The sequence below is a fragment of the Shewanella sp. GJ50-10 genome (assembly GCF_055808815.1).
Genome location: NZ_JBVVSS010000001.1, coordinates 2377819 through 2391064, shown reverse-complemented (window position 1 = coordinate 2391064; position 13246 = coordinate 2377819). Strand labels below are relative to the sequence as shown.

The 13246-nt window shown below is 37.4% G+C and carries 14 protein-coding genes and 1 pseudogene; 7 read left to right on the top strand and 8 right to left on the bottom strand.

All coding sequences use genetic code 11. The annotated features are described in order from the left end of the window. Positions 1-17 precede the first annotated feature (17 nt). From AC0L4E_RS10055 to AC0L4E_RS10040, 4 genes are all read left to right on the top strand, one after another. Complete coding sequence (locus tag AC0L4E_RS10055; RefSeq protein ID WP_473679089.1) at positions 18-368, top strand: DUF3802 family protein; 351 nt, start codon at positions 18-20, stop codon at positions 366-368. Positions 369-414: 46 nt separating this feature from the next. After that, positions 415-1293 carry a putative ATP-dependent zinc protease gene (locus AC0L4E_RS10050; protein WP_473679088.1) on the top strand — a complete coding sequence of 293 codons (879 nt, stop codon included), beginning with the start codon at positions 415-417 and terminating at the stop codon, positions 1291-1293. Positions 1294-1649: 356 nt separating this feature from the next. After that, positions 1650-2537 (top strand): UTP--glucose-1-phosphate uridylyltransferase GalU, encoded by an 888-nt coding sequence (gene galU / locus AC0L4E_RS10045; RefSeq protein ID WP_473679087.1) that lies wholly within the window; start codon positions 1650-1652, stop codon positions 2535-2537. Positions 2538-2680: 143 nt separating this feature from the next. After that, positions 2681-3379 (top strand): RluA family pseudouridine synthase, encoded by a 699-nt coding sequence (locus AC0L4E_RS10040; protein ID WP_473679086.1) that lies wholly within the window; start codon positions 2681-2683, stop codon positions 3377-3379. Between the two features lie 91 nt (positions 3380-3470). On the opposite strand, the gene hppD is transcribed toward AC0L4E_RS10040, so the two are convergent. Continuing rightward, positions 3471-4511 (bottom strand): 4-hydroxyphenylpyruvate dioxygenase, encoded by a 1041-nt coding sequence (gene hppD / locus AC0L4E_RS10035; protein WP_473679085.1) that lies wholly within the window; start codon positions 4509-4511, stop codon positions 3471-3473. Between the two features lie 81 nt (positions 4512-4592). Then, a complete protein-coding gene (locus AC0L4E_RS10030) occupies positions 4593-5753 on the bottom strand; it encodes a homogentisate 1,2-dioxygenase (protein WP_473679084.1) in 1161 nt (386 codons plus the stop codon). 238 nt (positions 5754-5991) lie between these two features. On the opposite strand from AC0L4E_RS10030, the gene AC0L4E_RS10025 reads away from it, so the two are divergent. Both AC0L4E_RS10025 and AC0L4E_RS10020 read left to right on the top strand, forming a co-directional pair. After that, positions 5992-6903, top strand: a complete 912-nt coding sequence (locus AC0L4E_RS10025) for a LysR family transcriptional regulator (RefSeq protein WP_473679083.1) — start codon at positions 5992-5994, stop codon at positions 6901-6903. 1 nt (position 6904) lies between these two features. Further along, positions 6905-7362, top strand: a pseudogene (locus AC0L4E_RS10020) (EVE domain-containing protein). A 130-nt stretch (positions 7363-7492) separates the two neighbouring features. Here the strand turns inward: AC0L4E_RS10020 and AC0L4E_RS10015 are convergent. Beyond that, the gene (locus AC0L4E_RS10015) at positions 7493-7906 is read right to left on the bottom strand and encodes a YccF domain-containing protein (protein ID WP_220754171.1); all 414 of its coding nucleotides are present in this window, start codon (positions 7904-7906) and stop codon (positions 7493-7495) included. A 290-nt stretch (positions 7907-8196) separates the two neighbouring features. Here AC0L4E_RS10015 and AC0L4E_RS10010 point away from each other — a divergent pair, with 290 nt between their 5' ends. Then, a complete protein-coding gene (locus AC0L4E_RS10010) occupies positions 8197-9228 on the top strand; it encodes a 1-aminocyclopropane-1-carboxylate deaminase/D-cysteine desulfhydrase (protein WP_473679082.1) in 1032 nt (343 codons plus the stop codon). Between the two features lie 202 nt (positions 9229-9430). On the opposite strand, the gene AC0L4E_RS10005 is transcribed toward AC0L4E_RS10010, so the two are convergent. The 5 genes from AC0L4E_RS10005 to AC0L4E_RS09985 all read right to left on the bottom strand — a co-directional run bounded on the left by AC0L4E_RS10005 (position 9431) and on the right by AC0L4E_RS09985 (position 12967). Beyond that, positions 9431-9604 carry a hypothetical protein gene (locus AC0L4E_RS10005; RefSeq protein WP_102527949.1) on the bottom strand — a complete coding sequence of 58 codons (174 nt, stop codon included), beginning with the start codon at positions 9602-9604 and terminating at the stop codon, positions 9431-9433. Between the two features lie 535 nt (positions 9605-10139). Then, a complete protein-coding gene (locus AC0L4E_RS10000) occupies positions 10140-10835 on the bottom strand; it encodes a ChrR family anti-sigma-E factor (RefSeq protein ID WP_473679081.1) in 696 nt (231 codons plus the stop codon). Beyond that, positions 10828-11406 carry a sigma-70 family RNA polymerase sigma factor gene (locus tag AC0L4E_RS09995; protein ID WP_473681600.1) on the bottom strand — a complete coding sequence of 193 codons (579 nt, stop codon included), beginning with the start codon at positions 11404-11406 and terminating at the stop codon, positions 10828-10830. The genes AC0L4E_RS10000 and AC0L4E_RS09995 overlap by 8 nt, the downstream gene beginning before the upstream one ends. Before the next feature lie 373 nt (positions 11407-11779). After that, entirely contained in the window at positions 11780-12328 is a 549-nt protein-coding gene (locus tag AC0L4E_RS09990; protein ID WP_473679080.1) for an LON peptidase substrate-binding domain-containing protein, read from the bottom strand. A 102-nt stretch (positions 12329-12430) separates the two neighbouring features. Beyond that, positions 12431-12967 (bottom strand): lipocalin family protein, encoded by a 537-nt coding sequence (locus tag AC0L4E_RS09985; RefSeq protein ID WP_473679079.1) that lies wholly within the window; start codon positions 12965-12967, stop codon positions 12431-12433. Positions 12968-13246 lie beyond the last annotated feature (279 nt).

The window sequence follows — 13246 nt, the reverse complement described above, 5'->3', positions numbered from 1 at the left end:
CATCATTAGGGGACGTAATGGTCACTGATAAAGATGGCTACATTCATTTAATTCAATATTTAACTGAACATCTTGGGTTGTTTGAGGCATCAGAAGATAACAGTATTAATAGTCAAACGGTAATGGAATTATTTGAAGATCAACTATCCGCTCAAATCATTATGGTTTGTGGTCAAAATCCAAACTTATCTTTCGCTCAGCGTAATAAAGTAATTCGAGAGATTGATGCCATTGTGTATGATTTGGAAGAGATTTTAGCAAGCGTCGCCACTCATAATGCGACCCCAGAGCAAAGTGTTTTTATTACCGAGTTTTCAGGGTTAATAAAAAACTTATTCGATAAAGAAATCGAACAAATTCTTAGATAAACTTCATTCTAAACACCTTCATTCATTATATTTTTAGGATTTTTGCATGTTCAAAACAATAGTTACTGCCACCTTATTCAGTTGCATTTCATTTTCTAGCATTGCTGCTGAAAAAGAAGTGTTAGGCCAAACTGAAATGATGTCTGTCAGTGAAAATGGAATTGTATTTGAAGCGAGAATGGATACTGGCGCAGTAAACTCATCTCTACACGCATTAGATATAAAATTAGAAGGCGGTAGTGCTACTAAAATGAAAGATAACATTGGCAAAAATGTATCTTTTACTACCTTTAATGAAAAAGGCGATAAAGAAATCATTACCGCTGAAATTATTGGTACTTCAACGGTGAGTAATTCGCAAGGCACCGAAACCCGTTACGCTGTGAAGTTGCCTATCACTTACGGCGAAAGTACCCGAAGTGTAAAAGTTAATTTAAAAAATAGAACTACCATGGATTACAAATTACTGATTGGTCGTAACTGGCTTAAAAGTAAATATGTTGTCGATGTGTCGGAGAAAAAGTTTATTGGTCCAACATCAGGGATCAGTATTGTAGAATCTGGTTTGATCTTTGATACCCGAATTGACACTGGCGCAGTTGAGAACTCATTACATGCAGTAAACTTGCGGATCAAAGGTGAAGATAAAGCCAACATGGAAAATAATGTTGGCAAAGACGTCACGTTTACTACCATGAATGAAAAAGACGAAACAGTAGACGTCACAGCTCGTATACATAGTACATCGCTAATACGCAATGCACAGGGCAGTGAAATCCGTTACATGGTGACATTGACCATCGGTGAACCTGGTGAAGAGTTTAAAGTTGATGTGAACCTACGTGACCGCAGTAAAATGACTTACAAATTACTTATTGGACGTAATTGGTTGCAAGGGCATTATATTGTTGATGTGAATATGTAGTTCACAAATATTCATCATACTAAGGAAACCGCTTTAATAGCGGTTTTTTTGTATTAGTCATCATAAAATAAACGGATAGGATGATTTTAATATCGATTTTTAACAAGCATGTGATGATGTTTAAAATTTGAATAAACTCAGATTATTTTTATTAAAGTGAATATTCATCAGTAATAGTGCTACTAAAACTGATTTTATTCGAGAATATTGAATCAAGATATTTTGAGTGCAGATTAATTTAACTTTTGAGGCTTTTGATTTTGTTATCAAAATACAAGCTGCTATTCTTCTAAGTAGTTTGTTTTGATGATCTTGCTGATAACTGAAAGGCGCCGGATAGGGCCAATGGAGTTTATATGAAAGTAGTAATACCAGTCGCGGGCTTAGGTACAAGGATGTTACCTGCAACAAAAGCTATTCCTAAAGAAATGCTACCTATAGTTGATAAACCGCTTATTCAGTACATTGTTGATGAATGCGTTAGTGCTGGTATCACTGAAATCGTATTAGTCACCCATGCCAGTAAAAATGCCATTGAAAACCATTTCGATAAATCATATGAGCTCGAATCCACCCTAGAGCAACGTGTAAAACGTCAGTTATTACATGAAGTAAAATCCATTTGCCCTAAAAATGTTACCATAATGCAAGTTCGCCAAGGCGAAGCAAAAGGTCTAGGTCATGCGATTTTATGCGCGAAACCTTGTATTGGAGACAGTCCTTTTGCGGTAGTGCTTCCGGATGTGATTTTAGATGCTTACTCAGCTGATCAACGCACTGAAAACTTATCTACTATGATAAGCCGATATAATGAAACTGGTGCTAGCCAAATCATGGTAGCGCCAGTTGATGAGAAATATGTGAATAAATATGGTATCGCAGATTGTAACGGCGAATCTATTTTACCTGGTCACTCTTCTCCAATAATAAAGATGGTGGAAAAACCTAAAGTAGAAGAGGCGCCATCTAACCTTGCTGTAGTGGGCCGTTATGTACTTTCTGAAAAAATTTGGGGCTTATTAGCTAAAACACTGCCAGGAGCAGGCGATGAAATTCAATTAACAGATGCGATTGATATGCTGATTGAGTCTGACTCTGTTGAAGCATTTAATATGTCAGGTAAATCTCATGATTGCGGTGACAAATTAGGCTATATGAAAGCGTTTGTTGAGTATGGTTTACGTGACCCTAAATTAGGTGCCGATTTCTTAAAAGAAATTAAAAAGTCGCTAGCTGAGTTTTAGAACTACTAGTAATCCAATCTAGAAAACCGTCTAATAAGGCGGTTTTTTTATTTATGCTTTAAATGTTTTTTATAAAACAACTTTGTGGAATAAATTTTCCCATTTTATTACCATGTCCTTCTTTTGAATCCTCTATGGCTGTAATGACCGAATTTATTGCTCCACCTTGTAAAGAAAAAATTTCAATTCTATATCAGGATGAGGATATATTGCTGATCAATAAGCCTAGTGGCTTGTTAAGTTTATCAGGTAAAAATCCACTCAATAAAGATTCTGTTCACTTCAGGCTTGTTCAAGATTTTCCCACAGCTACCTTGGTACATCGATTAGATTTTGGTACATCAGGCATCATGCTGGTGGCGCTTAATAAATCAATCAATGGATTATTAACTAAACAATTTCAAGATAAAACGATTATCAAGAATTATCATGCGACTTTATATGGCCACGTTTCAAAAGAATTAGAAGATTCCGCGCTGATAAATGCAGCAATTGCCAAAGATATTGATAATTTTCCTTTTATGAAAATCTGTGCTGACACTGGCAAAGCGGCCTTATCAGAAATAGAAGTGATTGAACGAACGCATTTACAGGTACTTGATGATGGCAAATCTAACTTAACTCCTGTCACGAAAGTCAGATTTAAACCGATAACCGGTCGAACACATCAATTAAGAATTCACAGCCAGTATATTGGTCATCCAATTCTGGGTTGTGACTTATACTGCAATAAGGACTCACAAGCGCTAGCACCACGGCTGTTACTACACGCAAGTTACTTATGCTTTATCCATCCAGTGACACTTGAGCCTTTAGAAATCAACTGTGAAGTGCCGTTTTAATTGCTAGAAATATCATTTTAGTAAATAAAAAAGCCCGATGCTTGTTTAAGCAACGGGCTTTTTTGTGTTGCCAAGAGGCAAATACTAAGCCTTACAGTACGCCACGCTTCATTTGATCACGTTCGATAGATTCAAATAATGCTTTAAAGTTACCTTCACCAAAGCCTAGGTTATTCTTACGTTGAATGATTTCAATGAAGATTGGACCAAATAAGTTTTTAGTGAAAATTTGTAGTAAGTAACCATCATCATCACCATCAACTAAAATTTGATGATGCTTGATACGATCTCGGTCTTCTGTCACTTGTGGTAACTTATCGAAAATCGTGTCGTAGTATTCTGGGATGATATCCAAGGTCTTGATTGCTGTGCCTTCCATCGCATCAAGAGAACCAACAATATCACGGCTTCTAAATGCTAAATGCTGAACGCCAGGGCCATTGTATTCACCTAAGTATTCATCAATTTGGTTGTTATTGTTGCCTTTACCTTCGTTAATCGGAATGCAGAAACTACCGTCTGGTGAACGAAGTGCATATGAAACTAGTGCTGTTTGTGCACCGCTGATGTCGAAATAACGAACTTCAGTAAAGGCAAAAATGTCTTTATAAAAATTAGCCCATTTTTCCATAGTGCCTTTATAAACATTGTTGGTGAGGTGATCGACTTCCATAAAGCCTTTCTCTTCAACAATCATTGGCTCTGCTAAATCTTCAAAGTCAGTAAGGTAAATATTTTCCGCTTCGCCGAATACGTCGATAAAATAAATTAAGCTGTCACCAATACCATAAATTGCAGGGTAGGCCATATCTTTAGCTGCATCATCAGCTGGCTTTGCGCCACGTGCTACCGCTTCGTTAAAGGCAAATTCAGCGTCTTCAACACGCCAGCCCATTGAACAGATTGCAGGGCCGTGAGATTTAGCGAAATCTGCTGAGAAACCTTGCTTAGATTTATTCAGTAAGAAATTAATATCGTTTTGCTTGTAGTAAACAATATCGTTTGCTTTTGCTTTTTTAAGCATAGAAAAACCAAAGTCAATAAACACTTGATGCATAAAATCAGTGTCTGGGCTGGCAAATTCTGTAAATTCAATGCCTAAAAGACCAAGTGGGTTTGTTTCGCTCGCCATTGTGTTTTCCTTAATTTTATTTGCTTTGAGCGTCACTCTTTGGTGACGTTTTAATCGGTTAAAGCTGAATCAAAATGTTGCTTATGATTCAATCCATGAACGGTTGTAGTCGTCACTCATGCAGTTTTTAACATGAGTGGTTAAATTGAGTGGCGCAAAGGTGTCTACCATTACGGCATATTCATAGGTTTCTGTTTTGCCTATCGAGGCTTCAGTTTTACCTGGTTGTGGGCCATGAGGGACGCCTTTTTGATGCAGTGTCATATAACCCGCTTCAATCCCCGTTCGACTCATGAAGTCACCGTCGACGTAATACAGCACTTCATCACTATCGATATTGTTATGGTAGTAAGGTGCAGGTATTGACTCAGGGTGGAAGTCATACAGACGAGGCACAAAGTTACACACCACAAAATTGTTTGCAGTAAAGACAATATGATCAGAAGGAGGTAAATGAATTTTGCCCACTTTAGGCGCATATTCTGTGATGTTAAACGCCCACGGGTAAACACATCCGTCCCAGCCAACAAGATCAAAAGGGTGCCATTCAAGCGTGGTGACTTGATATTTATCACCAAACTTACTGACAAGAGGGAACTCACCTTGTTCAACAATTGCTTCTGTTAAGGTTGGCGTTCTAAAATCTCGCTCGCAGTAAGGGGCTGACTCGAGCATCTGGCCATATTCATTACGAAAATGTTTGGGCACCTCAACCATTGAAAATGACTCGATAACAAATAAACGAACATTTTCGTAGTCGTTAAATTTAAGCTGATAAGTGGTACCGCGAGGGATCACTAAATAATCCCATTGTTTAACGTCTAGTTCACCATACTCACTGAGTAATTTACCTTCACCTTGATGCACAAATACGATTTCATCAGCATATGCATTACGATAGAACTCAGCAGTATCTGTAGAGACTTTGGCGGTGTACATCGCCACATCACTATTATAAAAAATCTTATTCCGCGCACTGAAAAAGTTACCTTCACAGTCAGCTTGTCGAGAGTCGAGTTTATAGTTTTGAATTAATGAATCTTGCCAAGCCTCACCGTGCTCTAGTGAGTATGGAGCGACATCTAACGCCTTCGTTGGCATATTATGGTGATATTTATTGGAGTAAATATTTGAAAAACCGTGGGTCGAAAATAACTCTTCACGGTACAACTCGCCTGACTCTTTCTTAAAAGCGATATGACGTTTAGCAGGTATCTGACCTTGCTGAACATAAAAAGGCATACTGACTCCTTAACCCTATTTACTCATTTGATAAGTCTTGATTAGCTTGTTGCACGGTTATTGTTAGTGTTTCTAGCGCAATAGAATCAAATACTTTGTGATCTAGTTATCAATTTAGTTGCTAGAATGAACAAAAAAAAGAATAATAAACTACGTAACTTAATCAATTTTTTAGATGGTATTGGTTTGTTTACAATAGTGTCACGGCAATTGGACAGCGCCTAAGTGTGAGGGATATATGAAAATTGATGTTGAAGCCTTCAATGTTCTGCAAGTACTTGTAGAAGAAGGTAGTTTTGCTAAAGCATCTGAGCGTTTGCATAAGGCTCAATCAGCCGTAAGTTATCAAGTGAAAAAGCTTGAGCAGCACTTAGGGGTGCAATTATTTAACCGAGATCAATACCGAGCCGAATTAACCCCTGAAGGAAAGGTTATTTTAGCTGAAGGCCAACGATTACTGCAGCATTTATCCAATATTGAACACTTAGCTAGTCGCTTTAGTGATGGCTGGGAGCCAAAGCTTGAATTAGTTATAGATGGTGCACTACCAATGGAGCCTATTATGACTGCGTTGCAACGAATGTCTGAACATAATGTGCCGACGAAAGTGCAGTTAAATATGGAGTTTTTAGGCGGAGTTCAACATCGATTTGAGCGAGATAAAGCGGATTTGATGTTAGTTAAAGATTATACCGCCGCGCCATATTTCTCAGCTAAACAGTTGCCCACAGTTACAAGTCTATTAGTCTGTTCAGCACAGCATCCGTTAGCTACTAAGCAATCAATCAGTTTAACTGAATTACAACAGCACGTTGAACTTACCATTGAAGATTCAGCGCCGACACAGCAGCGCGATGAGCTTCAATTTGGCGGTGATAAAGTGTTTTACTTGTCAGGTTTCATCATGAAAAAAAATGCGTTATTAAAAGGATTAGGCTTTGGCTGGATGCCGGCGTTTTTAATTAATGATGAACTTGCTGCAAATCAATTATCGCTTGTTGATTTTGTTGGCGGTCATCGGTTTCGTTTTACGCCGCAACTTGTTTCAACACTAGAGCGGCCTCTAGGTAGAGCGGGGAAGTTATTTACCGATTTAATTTTAGAAGAATTCGCACTATTTGATAAACAGCGCCACATAGAGGGAGCATGATATGGCCTTTTGGTTAATGAAGTCTGAGCCAGATGAGTTCAGTATTGACGATCTAGCACAATGCGAAAATCAAACAGAAACTTGGGATGGGATCAGAAATTATCAAGCTCGTAATTTTTTACGGGATAAAGTAAAGCTTGGCGATACCGTTTTTTTTATCACTCCAGTTGTAAAGTGCCAGGCATAGTGGGTTTAGCCACAGTGTCGTCAGCGCCATATAGTGATCAAAGTGCTTTTGATGAAAAGTCAGCTTACTTTGATGCGAAATCTTCTATTGATAACCCTCGCTGGGTGGCTGTGGATTTGACATTCAAAGCTAAATTGAGCCGTATTATAACGCTGACAGAGTTAAAAGCAGATCCTAATCTGGCTGAAATGGTATTAGTTAGCAAGGGAGCAAGACTTAGTGTGCAACCGGTTACTCAGCATGAGTTTGATTACATATTGTCTCTTGAGTAAATGCCTCAATATCGGCAATGACATTTAAAAATATGTAATTAAAAATGAATATAAAAAAGGAACTCAATTGAGTTCCTTTTTCGTGATTGTCTAGCTATCAGCTAATGCTAACCGCTTTGCGTTATATCGGTTAATAGCTTTCTTTAGCTACAATGGTTTGGCCGATAGGCGTAAGACTTAATAGTGCTAGTTTTACATGCTGTATCGCAAATGGGATACCGATAATAGTAACAAAACAGGCTAATGCATGGGTCAGATGACCAATGGCTAACCATATTCCACAGAATAGAAACCAAATCACATTCCCCACCATACCTAATGGGCCAGTACCAAAGTCTTCTATTCCAGAAAGGTGTTTACGGTTTACATTTTCTTGACCAAATGGCCAAAATGCCATTTCACCAATAACGAAACATGCACGGCCAAAAGGAATACCAATAATACTGATAAAACATAAGATGCCCGCAAGCCACCAAGCAAGCCCCATCACAAACCCACCCATGATGAACCATGCAATATTAAATATTAATCTCAACACTGACATTGATAATCCCTTAATTTCGATTGAATTGATTATTAACCTGAACGTTAACCTATATACTGATAAGCGAGAAATATGCCAATATGGATTAACAAAGTTGAGAGTCACCAGTTTTTGACTTAAGTGGCTGATTAAAAAGTGTATATTTTAATTTTTATTTGAGTTATTAAAGGAGGGTTAAGCTTTTAACACTATTTAAATTACAGAGTGTAAAAGTTAGATATAGCGGTTTTCACTATTTATTAGGTAAAATACTCCTTCAAGTTTATAAATGAAATTACAAGTGAAAAGCTATGTTTGCTGCAACTCCTGTCGAGTCAATGATGTTTGCTGGTCGAGAAATATTTGTGAAACGAGATGATCTCATTCATCCCGATTTTAGCGGTAATAAAGCACGTAAGTTTCAATATTTTCTAGCTAATGATTTCCCACACATCAGTAAAGTAGTAGGTTACGGCTCAGCCCAAGCCAATTCGCTCCATTCACTCGCTGTACTGGCTAAAATGCGTGGTTGGCAACTTGATTATTATGTCGATCATATTGCTGATTACTTAGAGCAAAATCCTCAAGGCAATTACCTTGCCGCATTAAATAATGGCGCCAATATCATAGAGAAATCTGCAATAGACAAGCTGCAAGCTAAAGACTTTGAAAATGCCACTGACTTTAAAAATGCTAGCAGCTTTAAAAATATTAGCGGCTCTGAATATAGTAAAGAAGAACAAAGCTTGTCACTGGAAGAATATGTGGTGAGTTTATCTAAAAACGGATTGGAAAATGAGTTATACATTCCTGAAGGGGGCCGTTGTGAGTATGCCTCTGTTGGACTTGAACAACTCGGCAAGCAAATTTTAGATTGGGCGCAGTTGCACAATCATGTTGAATTAAATCTATTTCTGCCTTCAGGCACCGGTACTACCGCTTTATTCCTCCAGCGTTTTTTTATTAAGCAGACATGTACTAACAAGCCTAAAGTGAATGTACTGACATGTAGCTGTGTAGGTGGTGATGATTATTTAAAGCTGCAATTTAATCAGCTGACTGACATTAGTGTTTATCACCCAAGAATAATTTCAAATGGCACTAAATACCATTTCGGCAAATTGAATCGCCAATGCTATGAAATGTGGCAACGAGCGTGTGAAACCGGAATTGAATTTGAACTGCTATATGACCCTGTGGGTTTTATTATGCTAGAACATTTTCTGACAAACCAAGGCGTAGAGCCTCAAATCGACAGTTCATTGCCATTGATGTATTTGCATCAAGGTGGACAGCTGGGTAACCCAAGTATGCTGGCTAGATATAAAAGAAAGTATGGCTGATTGAGCGTCAGTTGAAGCTAGATTAAAAAGGGTATTTAAGAAGAGTAAAAGTGAAGTATTAATATAAAGGGATTGAAAGAGGAAAGTTCTTTTCATATTGCTCAGTTCTAATAAACGTCCGGTATAGTGTGAGATGAAATACCGAGAAGCGATGTTTATTGAGTAACTGAGCAAATGAATAACGCAAGCGTTATAGAAAGTGTTACTTGTTAGCCGTAATCAACCATTTCATGAACTTTAACGCTTCTGTGCGCTTTGAAAAAGTTGTTTTAGTTTTACCTTGGCTGTCAGTAAAAGCTATTGAGTTTTTGTTTGATGATATTGAATTTACAGGAAAATTAACTGTAATTTCGTGACCATTAATGTTGTATGACATATGCCACACTCCTTGTTTAAAATTTCACCTTATGGTGAGTAAGTAATAACAATAAATATCCTTAAGCAGTTGTGTTGCGTAAGTTTGTGCTTATTGAAGCTAATGTGTGTGCTTAAGTTAGTTGTGCTCATTACACTTACAAGTAGGCTTATAGATTAATTTTTTTAATCGCCAACATACTTGCTTTGATTAGTTGAACATAGGCATATGACAAACTAATGACAATGTTTAACTTTGCAGGATGACTTGTAGTGTGGGTTTACAGTTGCGGTTATGACTAACAGAAGGGTAAACGAATAAATACAAGTTAACTTAATAACATAAAGGATAATATGCGTATATTTTTTATATGGCAATACATTTTTTTCAAAATAAAACAGTTTCAGACGAAAAGGTGAGCTAATTAGCTTTTTTTTGCATGCTAATTCACCAAAAAGTGTAAAGTCAGCGCAATAATTACCATAAACGTTGGATTTTTAGATCCTTAGTATAGGTCATTAATACACTGACAATACTTTAGTTGGTGTTTATTGAATTAATAAATCAATTCACCAATTGGATTGAGTAACTTACTGATCCCTTTAGTGAAGTACAATGGCGCATCCACTACGGTGTAACACAAGCAGCCTTCAACTGTTTTAGGGCTGTGCTCATGTTCGCTATTAAGCACCATAAAATCACCTGCGGTATAAGTGTTATATTCGTCGCTAAACTCACCAGCAAGTAATAAAGTTAACTCTTCACCTTTGTGACTGTGCTGCGGTATCTCTCCGTTTTCAGCAATGTGTAACAAACTTGCCCTGGCTTTGATTTCACCAGTATCTAAACGTAGGCGACTCACTTTACCAATTCCTTGCCATTGATTAGCTACTTGCTGTCTGAAGGCGCGGGGTAATCTGTAGTCTTGTCCTTTAACAGTGATATCGATATTAGAGACAGTTGAGTTTGTTTGTTGTGAGCTGTCAGCAACATCTAAATTGTCGTCGGTCATCATATCAGCCAGTAATGCCTCTAAGTCTGAATCTAGCTCAGCGTTCATTTGGCTATCATCTGAACTAATTGCAGATAAGGTAAAACTGTCTTCAGTCGCTGCTAGAGTAAGCGAGGCTAACTTGGCTGCACATTCAGAACACAGCTCACAATGTGCCGAAACTGCTATCGAAAGCGATAGTGGTAATTCACCTTGGGCATGGAGTGTTAACAAATCCTGATTTGGGTGATATTTAATCATAATGTTTCTCCATGAAGCCTTTTAACTTTTCTAATCCAAGTCTTAATCTTGATTTTACTGTGCCGATGGGCACTTTTAATTTATCTGACAGTTCTTGTTGAGTCAGTTCTTGCATGTAGATCCCTTGAACAACTTGCTTTTGCAATGGGGGTAGGTCTTCTACATGTTTAAGTAAAGTGGCTGACAGCTTAAAGTCGTTATCTGTTTCATCGCTTTCGTCAGACTCAAACAAAGGCCAGATGTCGTCGCCAAAAGCATCTTCACGATTATTTTGCACTTTACGCAGCATATCAAAGCACTGATTTCTCATTACCGTAAACACCCAAGTACTTACTGCCGCTTTGTCAGCATTATATAAATGGGCTTTGGTCCAAACACGGGTCATGGTTTCTTGAACCAAATCCATTGCTAAGCCTTGTTGACTTAATCTTTGCACGCCAAAGGCTCGAATTTTAGGTGAGAAGTGGGCAAACAATTTAGCAAAGGCGGCTTTACTACGTTGGTTGGCAACTTGCTGCATTAATTCGGCAAGATATTGAGCTTCGTTGTCACTGGTATCTTCTGATTTCATAGCACTATGTTTTGCATTATTATTTTTAGATAACATGCCTTTATCATAGCGATTTTTTATAGGTTGTGATTGAAAATTTTCCATTTATTTTCGCTCGCATTGTCAAAAGAAGTCTCAAAATAGAAAGCTTCAAGAAAGACTTAACATTATTGATTGTATCGTCATGCGTAAACAGCTTTGACTCACAACATCAATATGTCACTTATTGGTTAGTACGCGGCGGTTTGAGAAAAAGATCATAATGATTGAAGATTTATAAGAAATAGATAGATTATCGATACGCTGTAATTATTCTTTGTCGATTTTCAGTTCAAGTTTTTATGAATTAGCTGAGTAAGGCTGATATTTATTTAAGTAAAAACTAACAGCATCATTATTTAATGATGCTGGAGATTAAATTCTGAGTCATTTCATGGTTGTGGCTATTAATACATTGGTATTTTTCTTCTGCTGTAATAGGCATGATTTCTAGCCAACGCTGACAAACCCAAGAGATATTTTCGAAATCACTTTTATTGTAATGAGATAAATGCGCTGGGTATTGCTCGAGTAATTGTTGTAGTGTTTCGCTTAGGTATTGTTGATTTGGCACAATATCAATGCTTGGCCAGTCAGGGATTAAACTGAGATCCCCTCGTTTGAGTCCATCGTCTTCAATCGAAACGTCATTAACCTTAAAACGTTGCTGACCTTGGATACTGATCCCGAGCAGGCCATCATCTAATGTCTCAAAATCTATGATATGAACCCAAGTGCCAATAGGCATAAGCTCGTTATTGCTGTTTAGCATACATAGGCCAAATCCATCACCAGATTTTAGCGACTCAGTGACTAAACGTTTATAGCGAGGCTCAAAAATCCTTAGTTGCGTAAAGCCTTGGGGCAATAAACAAATTGAAAGCGGAAATAAGGGTAAAATCATAACTGCACCTATATGATGAGTGACTCAAATATCGAGACAAGGTTTATTATTAAATCAACTATATATACGAAGTTGAGTCACGCTATGATCACTATTTACAATTTAGTTTTGTTTTACCCAAATCAGCTGTTCTTGGTCAATGCCTAATTGCTCCATTTTACTGACAAAACGCTGTTTGATATCAGCAGGTAGTGTGTTGTTACGTGCAAGTATCCAAGCGTATTCATTATTAGGGCCGATAACCAATGATGCTAGGTAATCGCCTTGTTCATCTGATACTAAGTCATGAATTTGATATGCACCGTAAAAAGGACCAAAGAAAGAGACTTTTAATCGGCCAATATTATCTGACTCAATAAAGTAGGCTTTACCCTCAGCTTGCTGCCAATCAGACTTTTCTTCTGAGTAACCTTTATTAATCACGACTACTTTGTCGCCTTCTACAGAGTAACTTGCTGTTACTTGACTAAGGCCTCGTTCGAATGAGTGATCTAATCGAGCGATTTCATACCATGTGCCTAGGTAATTGTTTAATTTAAAGTCGTCAACCACTTCAACTTTAGTGTCTAGCATAGTGCAGGCACTGGTAGATAAAAGTAATAAAGCAGAAGCGATGATTTTAATTGATTGTTTGTGCATCTTATTTCCTTTAAAGCAGTTCATTAATAAATGGGCAGTAGGTAAGTAAATTATTATTTAGATAGTTAACATTTCTTAAGTAAGCCAAAGACTTTGCTAAGGTTACATTTTAAATCTAATAACTAATGATACGTGGAACTCAGCCGATAAGATCTGTATCAATAAAGGATTGTAGAATTTGCATACTATTTGGCAATATTTTAAACAATTAGCTGAGTGTTTTAGATAAAGGCTGCAGTTTTTAGCGCTAAATCATCTTATAATTTAATGAAAATCGAT